Here is a 20,920-nt window from a genome sequence, read left to right as displayed (position 1 = left end):
ATTCATAGGCCCAAATCGAGCGGATGGGTAGCGGCCGACTCGGCGACCTCCAGCGCTGAACAACGGCCTTGAACGACGGCCGGCCGGACGCCATTGTTGCTCCGCCAGATTTTCCGGGAGGGCGTCATGGCGCGACGGCTGATCGACATTTCCGTTCCCCTGCAGAACGATGTGCCCGCCGATCCCCCCGGCAACCACCCGACCATCCAGTATATCGATCACCAGCAGGGCCTGCCGCGCATGCTGCAGTTCTTCGACGGACTGAAGGCCGAAGACCTGCCCGACGGCCAGGGCTGGGCGGTCGAACAGGTCAATCTCTCGACCCACAACGGCACGCATCTCGACGCACCCTGGCATTTTCACCCCACCATGAACCGCGGCGAGCGATCCTGGACCATCGACGAGGTGCCGCTGGAATGGTGCTTCCAGCCGGCGGTCAAGCTCGACTTCCGTCACCTGCCCGACGGCTATGTGGCGACCGCAGACGATGTCGAAGCGGAACTCAAGCGCATCGGGCATTCGCTCGCCCCGCTCGAGATTGTCGTAGTCAATACCTCGGCCGGCGCCAAATTCGGCCGGCCCGACTATGTCAATTCCGGCTGCGGCATGGGCTATGAAGCTACCATGTACCTGCTCGAACGCGGGGTCCGCCTGACCGGCACAGACGGCTGGAGCTGGGACGCGCCGTTCGTCTTTACCGCGAAGAAATATGCGGAAACCAGGGACGCAAGCCTGATCTGGGAAGGCCACAAGGCGGGACGCCATATCGGCTATTGCCATCTGGAGAAGCTTCACAACCTCGAGCAATTGCCGTCCACCGGCTTTATGGTCGCCTGCTTCCCGGTGAAGATCGAGCGCGCATCTGCCGGCTGGACCCGCGCGGTCGCGATCCTCGACAGGTGAGCAAGCCGGATCGGGCAATGCGGCCCGCGGCATCGAGCGGCGTCGGGCGATGGCAAAGGCAGTGAAAAGCGCGGGCGTGCTTGCCTTCCGCAAGCAAGGCGCAACACTCGAGGTTCTGCTGGTCCATCCCGGCGGCCCATTCTGGCGCAACAAGGACATCGGGGCCTGGAGCATTCCCAAGGGTGAATTCAACGACACCGAGGACGCCGAGACGGCGGCGCGGCGCGAATTTTGCGAGGAGACTGGCGTCGCGCTCGCTGGGCCGCTGATCCCGCTCGGCGAGATCCGCCAGCGCGCCGGCAAGACCGTGATCGCCTTCGCCACCGAAATCGACGTCGACGCCGGGCAAATCGAGAGCAACACGTTCGAGATCGAGTGGCCGCCGCGCAGCGGACGACACCAGACGTTCCCCGAGATCGACCGCGCGGAATGGTTCCAGCCTGACGCTGCGCGCCAGAAGATCAACGCCGCGCAGGTGCCGTTCCTCGAACGGTTGCAGGCATTTGTTCGGGAATCCTGACGGCTGACGTAAAGTATGCACTGCGTTGTACGGAGGCTTGGGCCTGACGCAGCTATTGCGCCGCAGTGACCCGCCAGACCGTGTTGCCGACATCGTCGGCGATCAGGAGCGCGCCGGTCTTGTCGATGGCGACGCCGACCGGGCGACCGCGCGCCTGATTATCGTCGTTGAGGAAGCCGGTCACGACGTCCTGCGCGGTCCCGTTCGGCTTAAGCGCTCACGCGATACTTCAATGCACCGAACCGCGCATCGCCTGGCTGATCCAGGCACCGCGCATTTCAGACATCGGCGCCTTGGTGAAATTGGCCCAGATCGCACTACCGAGCAGAAGGATCACTGCCGTGACGATGGCGAGCCGCCCGACATATGCCATGGGATGTCCTCCGCTGCCGTAGCGTCACAATTCAGTGACCGGCCGATTGTTCCACGCATCGGTCGCAAAAATTGCTGCGGAGAAAGGGCGATCGCCCTCAAAAGCTTTGCGGCGTGTTGATCCAGACGATCTGCGCCTCGGTCTTTCCGGGGTTGCGGTAGCCATGCTTGAGGTGCGACTGGAAAAAGAAGGTGTCTCCCTTGTTGACCGTGACCTTCTTGCCCTGGACGTTGAGCTCGATCCGGCCCTCGAGCACGAAACCCATCTCCTCGCCCTGGTGCTGAATGAGGCCGCGCGACGAACCGCCGGGGGCGACCCGATGAATGTTCGCTTCCAGAAGCACGGCCGTCGACATTGGAACCAGCGACTCCAGCGTGATGCCGGTTCCGGCGCGCATATGTCCGGTCTTCAGGATCGGTCGGTTATTGGCCCGCACCACGGTGAGCGTGCTTGGATCGGCATCGTTGCCGGCCACGAACAGCTTGCCGATGCTGACGCCGAGGACGCTGACGATCCGGTGCAGCATGGCAAGCGACGGGCGCAGCTTGTCGTTCTCGACCTTGGACAGGAAGCTCTCGGAGCAGCCGACCTCGTCTGAGAGCTGACGCAGGCTACGGCGCTGGTTCAGCCGTGCGTGCTTCAGGTACGCCCCGATCAGCAGGTTGTCGCCGGGTTTGGCCTTTTCCCGGCGCCGCGGTTGGGACTTTCTCGGCGGCATGCATTCTCCCAGGGGTTACAAATGGCGCCGGAAACAATGTCCCGGCGAGTAGCAATTTATAGCCTCGCCCTGCCGCGACCGTAAATCCACCGCCGCGCCTGGCGCAAAATCAATCCCGCGGGCCGGGCCCCGCCTCACAGGAATCCAAGATCGCCGTGCCCCTCCATGCCGCGAACGAAACGGACGATCAGGTCGACAGCGGCGGCGGCATCGTTGAGGTCGATCATCTCGTGCGGCGAATAGGAATAGCGTCGCGGCACGCCGATGCTGATCGCCGGGATGCCATCGCGGCTCATGTGGACGAGACCGGCTTCGGTGCTGCCGCGGCCGATTGTGGTCGCAAACTGATAGGGGACCTCGCGGCCAGCCGCCTCCAGCACGAAGCGCTTCATCGCGGGGTGAGCGATGTTGCCACGGACGTTGATGTCACCGCTGGAAGTAGCGAGCAGCACCACGGCACCTTTGCCCATCGTGCACGGGACGTCCTTCGTCGAGCTCAGATCGGGCGTATCGCCGGCCGGCACGCCGTCGATGGCGATCGCATAATCGGGCTTGATCCGATAGGCCGCCATCGCAGCACCACGATGGCCGACCTGCTCGAGCACGGTCGCGACTGCATGGACGCTGCCGTGCGGCATCTCGCCCTTCAGTTCGGAGAGCACCTGGATCAGGATCGCAAGGCCCGCCCGATCGTCCATGCCCTTGCCGCAAACGCGGTCGCCGCCGGAGAACTCGGCGAGTTCGCCGACGAAGCTGACGGGATCGCCGATCGCAATCCCCATGGCAGCGACCTGCTCGGCGCTGCAAGCGCCAACATCGATGTAGAGCTCCTTCAGCGGCGTGACGCGCGAAAGCTGGTCGGCCGAACCGAGATGGCCCGAAACCGAGCCGATCAGGCCGAAATGGCCTTTGACGTCAACCTTGCGGCAGCTCAACAGGGCATCGCCCGCCCCGCCGATCCGGTCGAAGCGCAGGTATCCGTTCGGCTCGATGCCCTTCACGATGAAGCCGATCTCATCCATATGCGCGCTGACCATCAGTCGCGGCGCTGTCGTCGCGCGGCCGCGCTTGGTGGCCGTGATGTTGCCATAGCGATCGGTCTCGACGTCATCGACATATTCGCCGAACCGCGTTTGCGTGTAGCGCACAACGCTCTGCTCGAACCCCGATATGCCATGCAGCCGGGAGAGATCGTTCAGCGTCCGCTTCAACCCGGCCTTGATTCGCTCGCGCGCGTTCGCGTCGTTCACCATGTCCTCCCCGTTCTGTCGCGTCTTGTTTGAATCCTTGCTTGTGACTTTATCCCGCCGGATCGCGCGCGAGTGGCGCGGTCGAGCAATGAATACCGCCGCCGCCGCGATACACCTTGTCGAACGGCACGGGGATCACCGAGATGCCGGCGCGATCGAGCCGCTCCAGCGTGCGCGGCGAGGTCTCGCTCATGATGACGCGGCCGGGCGCGACCGCAAGGCAGTTGATGGTGAAGGCATGGTCGTCAGGATCGAGCTCGATGATCCGAAACTTCATCGCGTTGAGCCGCTCGATCAGCGTATAGGGCGTGGTCAGCGGATTGAGCAGCACAGTGTCGACGTCGATCATCGTCATGACACCGTCGATATGCTGGCGATAGCCGGTCAGCGGCACCTGGATCAGCTCGACGCCGGTGACCCGCAACACCTCCTCGACCTGCCGCGCGCCTTCGGCGTTCACCCGGGTGCTCAGGCTCAGCACCGCGGTCCTCGCATTGAGCCAGGCGAAACTGCCGCCTTCGACGATGCCGGTGCCATGAATGGTACGCAGGATCGGCACGCCAAGCCTCGCAAGCGCGCGCGTAACGGCGAGCTCCTCGCCACGGCGATAGCGGGTGCCGAGCCGGCAGACGATCGCGCCGCCGCCGACGCCGATCACGGCATCGCGCGTCGAAATCGACTTGTGCTGCCGCCGCGGCACATTCTCGAGATAAACGACGTTCACGCCCTCCTTGCGCAGCGCTGCGGCGAGCCCGTCGTGCTGCGCCTGCATCGCCACGAGGTCCGGCGGCTCCTTACCCCGCCAGTACCAGCCCGCGGCTGGATCGCCATGCGCGCCGATCTCGGGAAGATAGGCAGCGCCACTGACCAGATTCACTTCCTCGCCCGGGCGGTGCATCAGCACGGCACGCAGCCGTCCCACGTCATTGGTGCAACCCCATTGCCCGTGCCAGACCAGTTCCTGCATTTCCGCGCTTTCAAAGGCAGGTTCGGGTAGCGACGGAAAAGTCTTCATCAGCTGGTTGTAGCTGTGATCGTCGGCGGACATGATCGGCATGTTCTCGATTCCCGAAAAACGGAAGTGCTGTTGTTTTCGCTGCCGCGAACAATCGTCGCAGCATTGTCTCGCTGCAATCGGCGCGGGCAACTATCGCTTGACGGTCATCGTTTCGCTGCTTTATCCTTTAGTCAAGGTCCTTGACAATAAGGCCGGAGCGTTGAGTGCGATCGCTGATCGGCGCAACGACAATAATCGCAGGGTGGAATGCACAGGTGGGCGCGCAAGTGAGCGTAAGAGAGTCTCTGCTCGCGGCAATTGAGCAGGATCGCGACGAGATCATCGAGTTCTTTCGCGGCTTCGTTCGCGTCAGGAGCCCGAACCCGCCGGGCGATACGCGCGATGCGGCCGCCTATGTCGGCAAATTCCTTTCCGCGCAAGGCATCGAATTCCGCACCGTCGCGCCGAAGGAAGAGTTTCCCAATCTGGTCGCCTCCTTCGATGCGCCGCAGTCGGGACGCCACCTCGTGCTCAACGGCCATATCGACGTGTTTCCGGTCGATCCGGTCGGCTGGACCAGGGATCCCTGGGGCGGCGAACTTGTCGACGGCAAGATCTACGGACGCGGCGCCTGCGACATGAAGGCGGGCACGTCGGCTTCGATCTTCACCTATCGCTATTTGCATCGCATCCGCGACAAGCTGAAGGGCCGGCTGACGCTGACCTGCGTGTCCGACGAGGAGACCTTCGGTCCGTGGGGCGCGCGCTATCTCGTCGACAATTGCCCGGAAGTGCTCGGTGACTGCCTGCTCAACGGCGAGCCGAGCGGCACCAACACCATCCGCTTCGGCGAGAAGGGGCCGTTCTGGGTCGCCTTCAATATCGCAAGCCCCGGCGCACACGGCGCCTACACGCACCTGTCCGACAGCGCGACCAAGATCGCCGGAAAATTGATCGCCGACCTCGAGGCGCTGACCGAGATTCCCGCCACCCCGCCGCACAACATCGCGCAGGCGGTGACGCTGGCAGCGCCCGCCGTCGACGTGGCAATGGGCAAGGGCGCCGCCGACATCGTGCCGAAGGTGACGCTCAACATCGGCATGGTCACCGGCGGGCTGAAGGTCAACATGATTCCCGGACAATGCCGGGTCGAAGCCGACATCCGCCTGCCGCTCGGCGTCGAGAAGGAAGCGATCATGAAGGAGGTGCGCAAGATCCTGGCGCGCTATCCCGAAGTGACGTTCGAGGAGATCAACTTCACGCCGCCGTCCTATTGCGACCCCTATGGCGAAATGGTCGAGATCCTGCAGAAGAACGTCAAGCAATTGTCCGGCCTCACGCCAACTCCCATCGTCAGCCTCGGCGGCACCGATGCCCGTCTCTGGCGCTATCGCAACATTCCCGCCTATGTCTACGGCCCGCCGCCGACCGGGATGGCGTCCTATGACGAGCACGTGACGGTGGACGATTTCCTGCAGGTGGTGCGGACCCACGTGCTGTCCGCCTACGACTATCTGTCGAGATAGCAACGCAAAGGCACCGAACGACGCGTTCGGCCGTGCTGCCGGGTTGCAGCAAAAGAGGAGGTCCCCATGTCGGAAATGACCGATCTGCCGCCGTCCGATCCAGCCGACGCCCCCTCGGAGACCCGGCGCGGCGTGCTGCGCATGATGAGCGCGCTGGGAATGGGTGCCGTGCTTCCGCCGGCCGTGCTGACCGCGCTCGATGCCAGCGCCAACGCCGCGCGCGCCGCGGTGCAGCCCGGCGCGCCGGTCGAGCCGCTGCAGTTCTGGATCCCGAACTGGCCCGACATGATCGAGATCGCGCGCCAGCTCACCGACGCCTGGAAGAAGCTCGGCATTTCCGTTCAGGTCAAGCAGGGCACGCTCGACACCTGGACGGCGGAGATCATCGGCCAGCATCAGATGCCGCATCTGGCGGCGATGTCATGGGGCGGCGCGCCCGACCGCATCGACCCCGACTATTTCCTCACCGAATTCTATAATTCCTCGCGCCTGCAGAAGGGCGGCATCAATTACGGCGAGTTCAACGATCCGAAGTATGACGCCGTCAATAACAAGCAGCGCGAGGAGATGGACGACAAGAAGCGCCAGGAGCTGGTGTTCGAGGCGCAGGCGGTGGCGGCGGCCGCCAATCCGTCGCTGATCCTGTTCTCGCGCAACTACATCCAGGCCTACAACAACAAGCGCTTCGAAGGCGTGGTGCCGGTGACCGGCAGCGGCATCGCGATGCCCTATATCCCCTGGACCTATCTGAAGATGACGGCGAAGACGGGCCGCAAGCTGGTCAAGTCGACGTCGATCTACGACATCCACACCCTGAACCCGTTCGCGACGCCCGAAGTCTACAACTCGACCCTGCTGCGCTGGATCTATCCGACCTTCGTGATCCGCGACGAGCAGTGGAATCTGACGCCATGGGCGGCCGAATCCTTCAAGGTGGTCGACCCCACCACGGTCGACGTCGTGATCCGCGACGGCATGAAGTTCCATGACGGCAAGCCGGTCACGATCGAGGACGCCAAGTTCACCTTCGACTTCATCGCGCAGTGGAAATTCCCGTCCTTCGCGCGCGTCACCTCGACGGTCGAGAGCACCGAGATCATTCCGCCGCGCACGCTGCGCTTCCATCTCAAGCAGCCCAACGCGCCGTTCCTCGCCAACGTGCTCGGATTCACCTTCATCGCGCCGAAGCATATCTGGGAGAAGGTCGCCTCCAGCGGCAACCTCAAGACGCCGGCCGACTATCCCAACGATGATGCGGTCGGCTCGGGCCCGTTCAAGCTCGGCGAGTGGAAGCGCGGCGAGTATCTCTTCCTCAAGAGCAATCCCGACTGGTGGATGGCGCCGAAGATCGACGGCGTGTACTGGCTCGTGGTGCCCAACCTGGAAAACCAGATGGGCATGATGGAGCGCGGCGAAGCCGACCTGCTCGGCTGGTACATCGACCGCAAGCAAGGCGACATGCTGGCGAAGAATCCAGATCTCACGGTGGTCTCGACGCCGACCCACGGGCTGCATGAAATCCGCATGCACGTGACAATGGCGCCGCTCGACGAGCCCAACCTGCGGCTGGCGCTGCAGCAGGCGACCGACCGGCAGATGCTGCTTGACCTTGTGTTCGGTGGGGCCGGGGTGGTCGCGTACAACACGCCGATCATTCCGATCAACAAGTTCTGGAGCAATCCGAATGTGCCGAACCCGACCTTCAGCATCGAGGCGGCACGCAAGACGCTGGAGAAGGCCGGCTATAGCTGGAATTCGAGCGGCGAGCTGCTCTATCCGAAGGGATAGGCCGTAGAGTTCTTGAGCCTCGAAGCCGCCCGCGGGTCTGCGAACAGCCGATCCGCGGGCAAGGTTTTAGCGACGGGAAACATTCCTTGAAATTGTGGCGCTACATCGGGGGCAGGCTTGCACAGACGGCGGTCACGCTGCTGGCCGTGCTGACGCTCATGTGGGGCATGTTTCGCCTGATCCCCGGCGATCCCACCACCATCTTCCTCGGCAGCGGCGAATTGCCGCCGGACGCGCTGGCGGCGCTGCGCCACTCCTGGGGCCTCGATGCCCCGCTCTACCGGCAGTATCTCGACTACGTCGGCAATCTTCTGACCGGCAATCTCGGCATGTCGTTCTACTACCGCCGGCCGGTGCTCGACGTGCTGCTGCCGATGCTGTGGAACACCGTGCTCCTGATGGGCGTCGCCATGGTGCTGGCGACCGTGATCGGCGTCGTGGTCGGCGCCTATCTCGGCTGGAAACGCGGGCAGCGCATCGAGACGATCGGCAGTCTCCTGGTGCTGATCCCGCGTTCGCTGCCGATCTTCTGGATCGGCATCATGCTCTTGATGGTGTTCTCCTACTGGCTCGGCTGGTTTCCGATCGGCGGCCTGCGCACGCCCGCCTTCATCCCGGAAACGCCGATCCAGAGCCTGCCGGGCTATGATCTGGCGCAGCACATGTTCCTGCCGGTGCTCACGTCCGTGATCTACTTCCTGTCCGATCCGCTGATGATCATGCGCACCAGCATGCTGGAGGTGATCGAGGAGGACTTCATCATGTTCGCCCGAGCGCGTGGCTTGCGCGAACGGACGGTGCGCAAGATGGCCCGGCGCAACGCCATCGGCCCGGTGCTGACCTATCTCGCCATCATGGTCTCCTTCGCCTTCGGCGGCCAGGTGCTGGTCGAGGTGCTGTTCTCCTGGCCCGGCATGGGGAGCCTGATGGTCAATTCGGTGGCGCAGCGCGACTACCCGGTGGCGCAAGCCGCCTTCTTCCTGATGGCCGTCATCACCATCCTGCTCAACCTCCTGATCGACGTGCTCTACGTGTTCATCGATCCCCGGGTGCATTATGACTGACGCGACTATCGCCCTCCCGCGCCGCCGCGGCTGGCAGGCGCCGCTGTTCATCATCCTGTCCTCCCGGATCGGGGCGACGGGCGTATTGATCCTCGTCGTGTTCACGCTTGTCGCGCTCGCCGCCCCGCTGATCGCCCCTTACGATCCGCTGATGATCCACCGGCTTCCCGACAACAGCGTGGCCCAGCTCATGCCGCCATCCTCGCGGTTCTGGCTCGGCACCACCTATTACGGACGGGATGTGCTGAGCCAGCTGATCTACGGCACGCGCGTGGCGATGATCGTCGGCATCGTCTCGGCCTTCTTCATCACCGCGATCGGCACCAATATCGGGCTTGTCGCCGGCTATTTCGGCGGCTGGATCGACACCGTGCTGATGCGGATCACCGACGTGGTGTTCGGAATTCCGTTCCTGCCTTTTTCGGTCGTGCTGGTCGCGCTGCTGCACCCCTCGCTGTCCAACATCATCCTGACGATCTCCTGCCTGTTGTGGCGCACCACGGCGCGAGTGATCCGCGCCCAGGTCCTGAGCCTGCGCGAGCGCCCCTTCATCAAGGCGGCCAAGGTCGCGGGCGCGGGCCACCTGCGCATCATGTATGTGCACATCCTGCCGAACGTGCTGCCGATGTCGCTGCTCTATGTCGCGCTCGGCATCGGCTGGGCGGTGCTGGCGGAGGCGAGCCTCAGCTTCCTCGGCTTTGGCGATCCCAACATGCTGAGCTGGGGCGAGATCCTGTATCAGGCCTATCTCACCGGTTCGTTCCGCTCGTCCTGGTGGGTGGTGGTGCCGCCCGGCGTCTGCATCGCGCTGCTCGTTGCCTCAGCCTTCATGATTGGCCGCGAGGCGGAAACCATCGTCAATCCCCGGCTGCGCAACCCATGAGCCTGCTCGACGTCCGCGACCTCACCGTGACCTACCGCGCCGGCAACATGTCGGTGCAGGCGCTGAGCGAGGTGTCGTTCTCGCTCGGCGCAGGTGAAGCGCTCGGCGTGGTCGGCGAATCCGGATGCGGCAAGAGCACGCTTGCGAAAGCGATCCTGGCGCTGTTGCCGCGCAATGCGCGGGTGACCGGCGGCGCCGTCGTGCTCGACGGCACCGAGCTGTTCAAGGCGAATGCCGAACAGCTTCGGCAATTGCGCTGGACCGAGATGGCCTACGTCACGCAGAGCGCGATGGATTCGCTCAATCCGGTGGCGCGCATTCTCGACCAGTTCGCGGAAACCGGCCGGGCCCATGGCGAGAAGGATGTCACCGCGCGCGCGGAAGCGCTGATGCGCGACGTCGGTCTCGACGCCCGCTGGCTGAAAAGCTTTCCGCACGAATTGAGCGGCGGCATGCGCCAGCGCGTCATCATCGCGCTGTCGCTCCTGTTCGAGCCGCCGCTATTGATCGCAGACGAGCCGACCACCGGCCTCGACGTCATCGTGCAGCGCCAGGTGCTCGATCTGTTGCGGCGCATCCGTATCCAGCACGGCACCGGCGTGATCTTCATCAGCCACGACATCGCCGTGATCGCCGAGCTCTGCAGCAGCGTCGCGGTGATGTATGGCGGCCGCATCGTCGAAAAGGGATCCACCGTCGACGTGCTCGAGGAGCCGCTGCACCCCTACACCATCGGCCTCAAGCAGGCCTTTCCGGACATGCGCGATTCCAGGCGCGCGCTGATCAACATTCCAGGCGCCCCGCCCGCGCTCGATCGGCCCATCGATGCCTGCCTGTTCGCAGCCCGCTGCCCGTTCGCGCAGGATCGATGCCGGAATGAGGCGCCGCCGTTGCGGCCGATCGCCGGTCGCCAGGTCGCATGCCACTTCGCGGAACAGGCCGCCGAGTTTCGCGTCCGCGCCGCCAACCCCGCTACCTGGGCACGACCGGAATGAGCGAGGCGAACGGCATGCCGGTGATCGAATTCGCGCAGGTCTGCAAGACCTACCGCAGCCATCGCGGCATGGGCGAATTGATTCCCGGCGCGAAGGCCTCGAGCCAGGTGCGCGCGCTCGACGACATCTCGTTCCGCCTCGCGCGCGGCCGGGTTTTGGGCCTGGTCGGCGAAAGCGGCAGCGGCAAGTCGACGCTCGCCAATGTGCTGGTCGGACTGGAGGCGCCGACCTCGGGGCGGATGCTGTTCGAAGGCCGCGACCTCGCGGGCTTCTCCCGCACCGACAAGCGCGCCTTCCACGGCCAGGTGCAGATGGTGTTCCAGGACCCCTACGCCTCGCTGAACCCCCGCTTCACCATCCGCCAGACGGTCGAGGAACCGCTGATCATCCACCGTCATCCGCGACACGAACGCACGCAGCGCGTGATCGAGGCGCTGGAGCGCTCCGAGCTGCGACCGGGCGCGGCCTTTCTTGACAAATACCCGCATGAGCTCTCCGGCGGCCAGCGCCAGCGCGTCGCCATTGCGCGCGCTATCGTGCTCGGCCCGTCGGTGCTGGTCGCCGACGAGCCGGTGTCCATGCTCGACGTGTCCGTGCGGGCCGGCATCCTGCGGCTGTTGCGCTCGCTGATCGAGCGGCTCGGCATGGCGCTGGTCTTCATCACCCACGACCTTTCGCTGATCGGCCAGATCTGCGACGACCTGATGATCCTCTACCGCGGCAAGGTCGCGGAGTTCGGCCCCGCGGTTCCGATCCTCGACCATCCGCGACACCCCTACACCCAGCAGCTGATGGCGGCCGTGCCGGTGCCCGATGCGCGGGTCCCGCCTGCCGAGCTGCCGGCGCAGCTGATGAACGCAGCCGGCGTGGTCGGTGACGGTCCGCAGTGCAATTTTGCGCCGCGCTGCATCCACACCGTCGCAACCTGCCGCAGCGCCGTGCCGTTGCCGCGACGGATCGGCGACGTCGAGGTCGCGTGCCACCGGGTGGAAGAACTCGGCAAAGGCGCCGCAATCACGGAGAAATAAAATGTCCGGCTATCCCGAATGGGACGAATTCCGCAACTCGCATTTCGTGCGCCACAAATTCTACCCGCGGCTGGCCGAGGACATGCCGACCTTCCTCGGCGTGCCGCAGGCACATTCACCCGCCGACCTCAAGGGTGTCGATGTCGCGATCATCGGCGCGCCTTTCGCCGCCGGCTGGGGAACCCAATATGCCGGCGTCGACAAGTCGCAATGGCTGGCGGGGCCGAAGCGCGTCCGGCAACAGTCGATCCGCTACGGTACCTATGTACAGGACTTCGACATCGACCTGACCGAGGTCCTCAAGATCGTCGACTATGGCGACGCCGACATCCCGGCCGAGGCGAGCATTGTGGCAACGCCCGCCAACATCCTGGCTGCGCAGGCGGCCGTGGAGAAGAAGGTCGGCGAAGTGCTCGATGCCGGCGCCGTCCCGATCGTGATCGGCCAGAATTCGCCCTGCGGCTCCTATGCCATCGCCAAGGCGATCGCCGAGCGCGCCGCCGGCAAGGTCGGCGTGGTCAGCCTCGACACCCATTGGGACGCCGCCCCGCTCGACCGCGCCTCCATGGACCCTCTGATTGCGGGCGCGGCAAGCTGGAAGCACAAGCTCTATGAGTGGCATTCCAACCTCAGCATCCCCCATCTCGTCGAGATCGGCGAGCGCGGCATGCTCGAGGACAAGAACGTGGTGCGGCGCTTCGTGAGGGAAGGCGCGCATTTCGTGCCGATGTGGAAGGTGCGGTCCGAACTCGGCATCGAGGGCCTCTGCAAGCTGCTCGACCGCGCCTATGACGGCACCAGCGACCTCTACGCGCATTTCGACATGGACGTGCTGGGCGGCGCCGGCCCGACCGGCGGCGACATCCTCGGCGAGCTCGCCGAACCGATCGGCATGAGCGACTACGAGGTCATCCGGATCGCGCACGAGCTTGGGCTGCGTGGCCTGAGCGGGCTGTCGTTCATCTGCATCCCGCCGGGATCGCCGATCATCTACCGGGTGATCGTCTATGTGATCACCTATCTTCTTGCGGGGCTCGCCAAGCGACGCATCAAGGGCGACGGGCTTCGCCAATCGCCGAAGACCGCGTGAGAGAGCCTGGTTGCGCTCGCTCGGAACCTTCATCCTCACGACTGGTTGACCTGCGAGGAAGGGACGTCTCTTCCCGCCCGCAACCAGGAGGTCCCATGGCCAAACGAGCAAAGAAAAGCCGAACGACGGCGCGACGCAATCGAGCGCAGCAGAAGAACCTGAGCGATCTGTTTCACGAGACGCTGAAGGACATCTATTTCGCCGAGAACAAGATCATCAAGACCCTTCCGAAGATGGCCAAGGCCGCGCAGTCCCGCGAGTTGGCAGCCGCGTTCAACAAGCACCTGAAGGAGACCCACGGCCAGGTGAAGCGGCTGGACCGGGTATTCCGCATGCTGGGCAAGCCGGCGCGCGGCAAATCCTGCGAAGCCATCAACGGCATTACCGATGAAGGCGCGGAGATCATGAAGGAGTTCAAGGGCGCGCCCGCGCTGGACGCTGGATTGCTGGCCGCCGCCCAAGCCGTCGAGCACTACGAGATCGCACGCTATGGAACGCTTCGCACCTGGGCCGAGGAGCTTGGCCTGCCAGAGGCAGCAGAACTGCTGCAGGCGACGCTGGACGAGGAGGAAGCGACCGACCAGACCCTGACCAGGCTTGCGACCTCGGTCGTCAACATCGAGGCCGAACAGCGCGAAGCGGCCTGATCCGGTCGCGCTCAACACAACGCCCCCAGCCCTCCCCGGCTGGGGGCGTTTTGCCACGATCGGGGGCATAGCGGCGAGTTGCGCTGCGATCCGCGGCGGTCGGCGCCAGGACCTTGCATCCTTGACCATCGTTGATACCGGTTGCGTTTGCAGCCGTTTCATGTGCTACAACGGGTCACACTGCAAACGATTGCAACTCTGACGTGTCGATGCATGGCCAATGATGAAGCGGACCGCCGGCCGGTGAGGACGGGAAAGCCGAGGGCACCGGCCACCCTGAAAGAGATCGCGCGGCGGGCGGGCGTGCACCCATCGACGGTGTCGCGTGCGCTCGACCCGCAGAAGCGTCACCTTGTCGCCGACGAGGTCGCCGAGCGGGTCGCCGAGCTTGCCAAGGCGATGGACTACCGGCCGAACCGGGTCGCCACCACGCTCAAGACCGGCCGCTCCCGCCTGATCGGCGTGCTGCTGCCCGACATCTCCAATCCCGTGTTCGCGCCGATCCTCGGCGGCATCGCGGAGGCGCTGGCCACCGAAGGCTATGCACCCGTCGTGATCGACGCCGGCAACGACGCCTCGCGGCAGATCGAAATGATCGACAGCCTGCTGGTGCAGCGCGTCGAGGGTCTCATCCTAGCAACCGTGTCGTCGGAAGACGAGGTGCTGGGGCATTGCATCCGTAACGGCATGCCGGCGGTGCTGGTCAACCGCTTCGAGATCCGCAGCCGGGTCTCGTCGGTGGTCTCCAACGACGACAAGGGCATGCAGTTGGCGGTCGATCACCTCGCCGCGCAGGGCCACCGGATCATCGGTCATATCGCCGGGCCCCGGCACACCTCGACCGGCATGCTGCGCCGGGAGGGCTTTGCCAAGGCGATGGCGCGCCATCGGCTGAAGACGCATGTCGAGGAGGCCGAGCGCTATACGCGCGAGTGCGGACTGCCGCCGGCGCAAAAGCTGATCGGCCGGGTCAAGGGGCTGACGGCGATCGTCGCCGCCAACGACCTGCTCGCGCTCGGCGCCATCGATGCCGTGCATCGGCTGGGCCTGCGTTGTCCCGACGACATCTCGATCGTCGGACACAACGACATGCCGCTGGTCGACCTGATCTCGCCGCCGCTGACCACCGTGCGGATCGAGCATCGTGCGATGGGCCGGATGGCGGCGGAATTGATGCTGAAGGAACTGGCCGCGACCGCGCCGGCCAGCGTGCGCATGGTGCTCGAGCCGGCCTTGATTGTTCGCCAGTCGACCAAGGCGCCGGCGGCCGACGCCAGGCCGGCGGCGCAACCCGGCTCCCGGCAAACGGCGCGCTAACTTCTGATTCCTGCGGCGAACGGCAGCGTGTAGCCCGCTTCCGCCGAAAGCCTGTTGACCGAAGAGAGCAGCCGCTCGCCGAGATGATGCCGCTTGGCCTGGTCGAACAGCAGACGCCCGCCGCGCTTGCGGACGATGCCGTCGACGACCACGGTATCGACATTACCCGCATGCGACTGCTCGACCACGGAATAGACCGGGTCGTGGACGGGGAACAAATTGAGGTCGCTGCCCCGCAGCATGATGACGTCGGCTTTCATGCCGGGCCTGAGCGCGCCGATCTCGCGCTCCATCATCAGCGCCTTGGCGCCCGCGGTCGTCACCCAGCGCAGCGCCTCGCGCGAACGCACCATCGGCTTGAACCGCCCGGATTTCAGGTTCTCGATCCGCGCGAACAAGAGCGCCATCTGCATTTCGCGCCAGAGATCGCCCGACACCATCGCCTCGACGTCGATCCCGATCGAGGGCAGCGCGCCAAGGCCCAGCAGATTCATCATCGCCGTCGGGTTCGGATAGTCGTGCAGCTCGTTCATGTTGGTGCAGGTCACCGAACAGCCGGCATCGAGCAGCCGCTTCAGCTCGTCTATCGAAAGATGATTGCAATGCACCAGGTTGTGCTCGGGCCCGAGCAGGCCCATTGCCGCCAGCCGATCATAGCCGTCAGGCACGACCGCATTGGCGTGCGACTTGGTGACGTGGGAGGACACGATCAGGCCGAAATCGCGTGCGAGCCGCACATTGTGCAGCGAGGCCTCCCAGTCGGCCCAGTGCGGACCTGCGATCGCAAGCCCCAGCCGCACGCGGCCCTCTCGCGCAAAGCGGCTCCTGATCAGCGCCTCGACGCGGTCGCGCGGATGCGGACGCGAGGATGGGAATTTTCCCGGTACCGCCCTCTCGCGCAGGCCGTCGCCATGGACGAACAGCGCGCGGATTCCGGAATCGACGAGCGCATCGACCGAGCGCTCGGCCTGTTGCAGGGTACGAATGTTGTGCGAATAGTCGAGCAGCGTGGTGACGCCGCAGTCGAGCTGGTTCAGCGCGCCGAACAGCGTGCCGAGGTAATTGTCCTCCGGCTCGAAGCGCGTTGCGATATCGCCGTAGAAGATGCGGAAGTAGTCGGGGCCCAGCCACTCCGATCCCGCGGCACGAAAGCCGGCCTGGAAGGCGTGCAGGTGCATGTTAATCAGGCCCGGCATCACGATCATGTCGGATGCGTCGATAACCTCGTCGGCCGCGCCGGAAAGCCCCTCGCCGATCGCCTCGATGCGATCACCCGAGATCGCGAGATCGACATTTCGGCGTTCGCCGATCGCCTCGTCCATCGAAATCAGAAAGCCGCACCGGATCAGCGTTCGTTTCATGGCTGCACTGCCCTTCTTTCCGGCTCGAACGGCCGATAGCCGACCTCGCCCATCAGCCGTTCGACGGATGCGACAAGCTCCTGCTTGCGCCGCCGCAACACGTCTTCGCGGAAGGCGAGCCTGCCCCCGCGCTTGCGAACGACGCCGTCGATGATGACGGTATCCACATTATGCTGGTTGGCCTGTTCGACGATCGACAGCACCGGGTCGTGCACCGGGAACAGGTTGAGATCAGCGCCGTCGAGCAGCACGATATCCGCCTTCTTGCCCGGCGACAGCGACCCGATCCTGTGCTCCAGCCCCAGCGCACGGGCGCCGCCGATGGTGGCCCAGCCAAGCGCCTCGCGCGAACGGATCGGGACGGTGCGGAAGGGCGGCTTTCCCTCGCGGGCATTGTCGCGATGACACACCGACAGCGCATGCAGCAGCGCAATCTGCATCTCACGGAACATCTCGCCTGACACCCGCGGCTCGACATCGACACCCAGCGCCGGCACGTGGCCCAGCGCGCGCACGCGATTGACCAGCGGGTCGGCCGCATAGCCACGAAGCTCGGTCTGCACCGACGAGCAGACGCCGACGCCCGCGTCGATCAGGCGTCTGAGTTCATCGTCCGAGAGATAGTTTCCATGGACGATGGTGTGATCCTCGCCGATCAGGCCTTCGTCGAGCAGGCTCCGATAGCCGTCCGGGGCGATCGCGAGCTCCGGCCGCTTGGTCGCATGCGAGGACGAGCGTAAGCCCATCTCACGCGCGAGCTTCAGGTTGGTGCGGTTGGCATCAAGCTCGGACCAGTGCGGGCCGGAGACGGCAAGCGCCATCGTGACCAGCGCGTCGACCTTGGCGAGCCGCCCCTTCCGGAAGGACTCGACCCGCTCGCGCGGATTGATCCGCCGCTCGAACGGCTCCTCGCGCTCACCGTCGGGCGGCAGTTTTCCGGCGCCGAGCGAAAACACCGCACGGATGCCACTTTCCTCCAGCGCATCCAGCGACCGCCCCGCCTGCTCGGTCGAGGTGATGTTGTGGCAGAAATCGTTGAGCGTGGTGACGCCGCCGTCGATCTGGTTCAGCGCGCCGATCAAGTTGCCGAGATAGTTGTCTTCAGGGCCGTAGCGGGTCGCCATGCCGCCGTGCAGATAGTTGAAATAGTCGGGATGCGCCCAGTCGCAACCGATGGCCCGCAACCCGGTCTGCCAGGTGTGAAGGTGCGCATCCACCAGCCCCGGCATCGCGATCATGTCGGGAGCGCGGATGACCGCGTCGTGCGCGGCTTGAAGATCGCGGCCGACCGCGACGATCCGGTCATCCTCGATCAGGATCTCGCCCTGGCGCAGGTCCCCGATCGACGGATCCATCGAGACGATCCAGCCGCATTCGATCAGGCTCCGTGCCATGACCGGTTACGCAACCTTAAGCGTGAAATCGCCTTCGCGCATGATGCGCTCGACGGAGGCGACCAGCTCGGCGCGGCGCTTGTTCAGCACCGCGTCCGGGAAGATGCGCTTGCCGCCCTGCTTCCTGGTCACGCCATCGATCATGACGGTGTCGACATTGCCGGCGTGAGCCTGATCGGTGATCGAGAACAACGGATCGTGCACCGGGAACAGGTTGAGGTCGTTGGCGCGGAGCATGATCAGGTCGGCCTTCTTGCCCGGCGTCAGCGAGCCGATCTGGTCTTCCAGACCGATCGCGCGCGCATTGCCGATCGTCGCCCAGGCCAGCGCCTCGCGCGATTTGACCGGAATGTGCTGCGGCGCCGGATTGCCGGCCGCCGCGTTGTCGCGCAGCGAGGCCCAGCGCGCATGCAGCAGGGCCGCCTGCATCTCGCGGAACATCTCGCCGGTCACAATCGGCTCGACGTCGATACCGATCGAGGGCATGCCGCCGGCCTTGCGCACCCGCAGCGTCACCGGCTCGGCAACATGGCCGTGCAGCTCCGTCAGCACGGTTGCCGTGAACGAAGCACCGGCCTCGACCAGGAGCTTCAGCTCCTCGTCGTCGATATAGTTGCCGTGGACCAGATTGTGGTCGGGGCCCATCAGGCCGGCCTTTGCGAGCCTGGTGTAGCCGCCCGGCGCGATCTGGTCGGCAGGCTTGCGAGTGGCGTGCGAGGTCGACAGCAGGTCAAGCTCGCGCGCCAGCCGAATGTCCTGCTCGGCCACCTCATAGGTGCCCCAGTGCGGGCCGAGGATCGCCATCGCAAGCGTCACGAGCCGGTCGTCGCTGGCAAAACGCCCGTTGCGCAAGGCCTCGATGCGATCGCGCGGATGCGGGACATGGGTGTAGGGCAACTCGCCTGGTTTGGTCGGCGGCTTTGCGGTGCCGTGCGCGAACACCGCGCGAATGCCGGATTCCTCCAGGCCGTCAACCGAGCGCTCGGCATGTTCCAGCGACGTCAGGTTATGACACCAGTCGAGGATCGTGGTGACGCCACCGTCGATCTGGCCGAGCGCGCCGACGAGATTGCCGAGGTAATTGTCTTCCGGCCCGTAGCGGGTGGCGAGGTTGGCGTGGATGTTCTTGTGATAATCCGGCCCGAGCCATTCCGATCCGATCGCGCGCAAGCCGGCCTGCCAGGTGTGGATGTGCGCATCGATCAGCCCTGGCATCACGATCTTGTCGCGCGCATCGATGGTTTCGTCGGCCGCCGCATTGAGGTTGCGGCCGACCGCCGCGATGCGGCTGCCCTCGATCAGCAACTGCGCGCCACGGAAGTCGCCGATCTTCTCGTCCATGGTGACGAGCCAGCCGCATTCGATCAAGATCCGCTTCATCTTCAGCACTCCGCAAGTGGCATGATTGTCATTTCGCGCGCCAGCGATCGACAACGCTGCCGATCCGGTCCTGCGCCTTGGTCAGCACGATTCCCATCGCCGCGAGCAGCAGCAGGATGGCGAACACCTGGCCCGTTTCCAGCACTTGCCCTGCGAGTTGCAGCTTGGCGCCGAGGCCGTAGCGGGCGGTCTGCATCTCGGCCGCAACCACCAGGATGATCGAGATGCCGAGCGCAAGCCGCAAGCCGCCAAAGATGGCGGGCACCGCGGCGGGCAGCACCACCTTGCGCTGGATCTGCATGTTGGTCGCGCCGAGATCGCGCGCGGCGAGAATGAGCCCCTCGTCGCACTGGCGGACGCCGATGATCGTGTTGATCAGGATCGGAAAGATGCAGCCGAGCGCCGACAGCGCGATCTGGAAGATGTTGCCGGTGCCGAGCCAGATCACCAGCAGCGGCAATAGCGCGATCTTCGGCACCGGATAGAGCGCGGCGATGAAGATGTCGGCAATTGCGTAGATCCGCTTCGACATACCCATCAGCAGGCCGAGCACGATCCCGATGAAGGCGGCGGCGATGAAGCCGCCGAAGATGCGATAAAGCGTGACCCCGAGATCGTACAGCAACTGCTTGTGCGCGAAGAGGTCGTAGAGCGACACCACCACGAGCGAGGGCGCCGGCAGAAACACTTCCGGGATGTTGCCGAGGCGTACGCCCACTTCCCACAGCACCAGGAACAGCGCGAGCGCGACCGGGCCGTACCACCAGGTATCGTCGCGCAGCCGCGTCTCCTGCGCCTCCATCGACCGCGAGGTCGCGGCTTCGATCTCCGCGGATCGTTCCACCTGTGTCATCGCCTCGCGTCCTTCAGTTCAGCATCGACTTGCGGACTTCGTCGCGCAACAGGCCGTAGATTTCGGAAAACAGGTCGCTGAACGACTTCTGCTTCTGGACCTCGAAGTTCCGCGGGCGCGGCAGGTCGATGTCGAGCGTCGCCGCCACGCGGCCGGGTCGCGCCGTCATCACCACCACGCGGTCGCCGAGGAAGATCGCCTCCTCGATCGAATGGGTGATGAGGATGATGGTCTTGGCGCTCTGCTCGACCAGCGTCGACAATTGCTCCTGCAGGTAAAGCCTGGTCTGCGCATCGAGCGCGCCGAAGGGCTCGTCGAGGAACAGGATGTCCGGTGACATCACGATGCCGCGCGCCAGCCCGACGCGCTGCTTCATGCCGCCGGAAAGCTGGCCGGGATAATGCTGCTCGAAGCCGGAGAGCTCGACCGCCCGGATCGCGGCCATCGCTTTCGCACGACGCTCCTCGAGCGGCACGCCCGTCAGCTCGAGGCCGAAGGCGACGTTGTCGATCACCGTGCGCCACGGCAGGAGGTTGAACGACTGCCACACCGTTGCCATCCGCGGCGGTCCGCCCGCGGTCGGCTCCCCCTTGCCGTCGCCATAGAGAAATCGCACCTCGCCTTCGCTCGCCTTCACGAGCCCGCGCATGATGAGCAGCAGCGTCGACTTGCCGCAACCGGACGGGCCGACGATCGAGGTCACTTTCCCGGCGGGAAACTGCAGCGAGACGTCGGAGAGCGCGACCGTCGGCGCGCGGCTCTTGCTCAGGAAACGATGGGAAAGGCCTTCGATGGAGATGGCTTCGAATGACATGCCAGGAATTCTCGGACTG

20 protein-coding genes and 1 pseudogene are annotated in these 20,920 nt (G+C 65.0%); 11 read left to right on the top strand and 10 right to left on the bottom strand.

The window, feature by feature from the left end:
- Nucleotides 1–126: 126 nt before the first annotated feature.
- Nucleotides 127–903 carry a cyclase family protein gene (locus QOU61_RS09765; RefSeq protein WP_289657903.1) on the top strand — a complete coding sequence of 259 codons (777 nt, stop codon included), beginning with the start codon at nucleotides 127–129 and terminating at the stop codon, nucleotides 901–903.
- 49 nt (nucleotides 904–952) lie between these two features.
- Nucleotides 953–1,423: an NUDIX hydrolase gene (locus QOU61_RS09760; RefSeq protein WP_289657901.1), complete on the top strand. Its 471-nt coding sequence runs from the start codon at nucleotides 953–955 to the stop codon at nucleotides 1,421–1,423.
- A gap of 52 nt (nucleotides 1,424–1,475) precedes the next feature.
- On the opposite strand, the pseudogene QOU61_RS09755 reads toward QOU61_RS09760, so the two are convergent.
- The 5 genes and pseudogenes from QOU61_RS09755 to QOU61_RS09735 all read right to left on the bottom strand — a co-directional run.
- Nucleotides 1,476–1,634, bottom strand: a pseudogene (locus tag QOU61_RS09755) (PQQ-dependent sugar dehydrogenase); the annotation flags it as partial.
- 18 nt (nucleotides 1,635–1,652) lie between these two features.
- Complete coding sequence (locus QOU61_RS09750) at nucleotides 1,653–1,796, bottom strand: hypothetical protein (RefSeq protein WP_289657899.1); 144 nt, start codon at nucleotides 1,794–1,796, stop codon at nucleotides 1,653–1,655.
- A 97-nt stretch (nucleotides 1,797–1,893) separates the two neighbouring features.
- On the bottom strand, nucleotides 1,894–2,514 hold the full coding sequence (locus QOU61_RS09745; RefSeq protein ID WP_289657897.1) for a cupin domain-containing protein: 621 nt from the start codon (nucleotides 2,512–2,514) through the stop codon (nucleotides 1,894–1,896).
- Nucleotides 2,515–2,648: 134 nt separating this feature from the next.
- Nucleotides 2,649–3,764, bottom strand: a complete 1,116-nt coding sequence (locus QOU61_RS09740) for a M42 family metallopeptidase (protein WP_289657896.1) — start codon at nucleotides 3,762–3,764, stop codon at nucleotides 2,649–2,651.
- 49 nt (nucleotides 3,765–3,813) lie between these two features.
- Nucleotides 3,814–4,821, bottom strand: a complete 1,008-nt coding sequence (locus QOU61_RS09735) for a dimethylarginine dimethylaminohydrolase family protein (protein ID WP_289657895.1) — start codon at nucleotides 4,819–4,821, stop codon at nucleotides 3,814–3,816.
- A gap of 227 nt (nucleotides 4,822–5,048) precedes the next feature.
- On the opposite strand from QOU61_RS09735, the gene QOU61_RS09730 reads away from it, so the two are divergent.
- The 9 genes from QOU61_RS09730 to QOU61_RS09690 all read left to right on the top strand — a co-directional run bounded on the left by QOU61_RS09730 (nucleotide 5,049) and on the right by QOU61_RS09690 (nucleotide 15,099).
- On the top strand, nucleotides 5,049–6,287 hold the full coding sequence (locus tag QOU61_RS09730; RefSeq protein ID WP_289657894.1) for a M20/M25/M40 family metallo-hydrolase: 1,239 nt from the start codon (nucleotides 5,049–5,051) through the stop codon (nucleotides 6,285–6,287).
- Nucleotides 6,288–6,353: 66 nt separating this feature from the next.
- A complete protein-coding gene (locus QOU61_RS09725) occupies nucleotides 6,354–8,075 on the top strand; it encodes an ABC transporter substrate-binding protein (RefSeq protein WP_289657892.1) in 1,722 nt (573 codons plus the stop codon).
- 86 nt (nucleotides 8,076–8,161) lie between these two features.
- Nucleotides 8,162–9,139 carry an ABC transporter permease gene (locus tag QOU61_RS09720; RefSeq protein ID WP_289657891.1) on the top strand — a complete coding sequence of 326 codons (978 nt, stop codon included), beginning with the start codon at nucleotides 8,162–8,164 and terminating at the stop codon, nucleotides 9,137–9,139.
- On the top strand, nucleotides 9,132–10,022 hold the full coding sequence (locus QOU61_RS09715; protein WP_289657890.1) for an ABC transporter permease: 891 nt from the start codon (nucleotides 9,132–9,134) through the stop codon (nucleotides 10,020–10,022). The genes QOU61_RS09720 and QOU61_RS09715 overlap by 8 nt, the downstream gene beginning before the upstream one ends.
- Nucleotides 10,019–11,017 carry an ABC transporter ATP-binding protein gene (locus QOU61_RS09710; RefSeq protein WP_289657889.1) on the top strand — a complete coding sequence of 333 codons (999 nt, stop codon included), beginning with the start codon at nucleotides 10,019–10,021 and terminating at the stop codon, nucleotides 11,015–11,017. Before QOU61_RS09715 ends, QOU61_RS09710 begins: the two co-directional genes overlap by 4 nt.
- The gene (locus QOU61_RS09705) at nucleotides 11,014–12,045 is read left to right on the top strand and encodes an ABC transporter ATP-binding protein (RefSeq protein ID WP_289657888.1); all 1,032 of its coding nucleotides are present in this window, start codon (nucleotides 11,014–11,016) and stop codon (nucleotides 12,043–12,045) included. The genes QOU61_RS09710 and QOU61_RS09705 overlap by 4 nt, the downstream gene beginning before the upstream one ends.
- A 1-nt stretch (nucleotide 12,046) precedes the next feature.
- The gene (locus QOU61_RS09700; protein ID WP_289657887.1) at nucleotides 12,047–13,135 is read left to right on the top strand and encodes an arginase family protein; all 1,089 of its coding nucleotides are present in this window, start codon (nucleotides 12,047–12,049) and stop codon (nucleotides 13,133–13,135) included.
- A 95-nt stretch (nucleotides 13,136–13,230) separates the two neighbouring features.
- Nucleotides 13,231–13,782: a YciE/YciF ferroxidase family protein gene (locus QOU61_RS09695; RefSeq protein ID WP_289657886.1), complete on the top strand. Its 552-nt coding sequence runs from the start codon at nucleotides 13,231–13,233 to the stop codon at nucleotides 13,780–13,782.
- 213 nt (nucleotides 13,783–13,995) lie between these two features.
- Complete coding sequence (locus QOU61_RS09690; protein ID WP_289657885.1) at nucleotides 13,996–15,099, top strand: LacI family DNA-binding transcriptional regulator; 1,104 nt, start codon at nucleotides 13,996–13,998, stop codon at nucleotides 15,097–15,099.
- On the opposite strand, the gene QOU61_RS09685 is transcribed toward QOU61_RS09690, so the two are convergent.
- The 5 genes from QOU61_RS09685 to QOU61_RS09665 are packed head-to-tail and all read right to left on the bottom strand — an operon-like array spanning nucleotide 15,096 to nucleotide 20,901.
- Nucleotides 15,096–16,460: an amidohydrolase family protein gene (locus QOU61_RS09685; protein WP_289657884.1), complete on the bottom strand. Its 1,365-nt coding sequence runs from the start codon at nucleotides 16,458–16,460 to the stop codon at nucleotides 15,096–15,098. The genes QOU61_RS09690 and QOU61_RS09685 overlap by 4 nt on opposite strands.
- Complete coding sequence (locus QOU61_RS09680) at nucleotides 16,457–17,854, bottom strand: amidohydrolase family protein (protein ID WP_289657883.1); 1,398 nt, start codon at nucleotides 17,852–17,854, stop codon at nucleotides 16,457–16,459. Before QOU61_RS09680 ends, QOU61_RS09685 begins: the two co-directional genes overlap by 4 nt.
- Before the next feature lie 6 nt (nucleotides 17,855–17,860).
- Nucleotides 17,861–19,234 (bottom strand): amidohydrolase family protein, encoded by a 1,374-nt coding sequence (locus QOU61_RS09675; protein WP_289657882.1) that lies wholly within the window; start codon nucleotides 19,232–19,234, stop codon nucleotides 17,861–17,863.
- Between the two features lie 28 nt (nucleotides 19,235–19,262).
- Entirely contained in the window at nucleotides 19,263–20,087 is an 825-nt protein-coding gene (locus QOU61_RS09670) for an ABC transporter permease (RefSeq protein WP_289657881.1), read from the bottom strand.
- A gap of 13 nt (nucleotides 20,088–20,100) precedes the next feature.
- Complete coding sequence (locus QOU61_RS09665; protein WP_289657880.1) at nucleotides 20,101–20,901, bottom strand: ABC transporter ATP-binding protein; 801 nt, start codon at nucleotides 20,899–20,901, stop codon at nucleotides 20,101–20,103.
- Between the last annotated feature and the right edge of the window lie 19 nt (nucleotides 20,902–20,920).

The sequence above is a fragment of the Bradyrhizobium sp. NP1 genome (assembly GCF_030378205.1).
Lineage (GTDB): Bacteria > Pseudomonadota > Alphaproteobacteria > Rhizobiales > Xanthobacteraceae > Bradyrhizobium.
The sequence above is the reverse complement of the archived record's forward strand: the minus strand, read 5'-3'. Positions and strand labels throughout refer to the sequence as shown.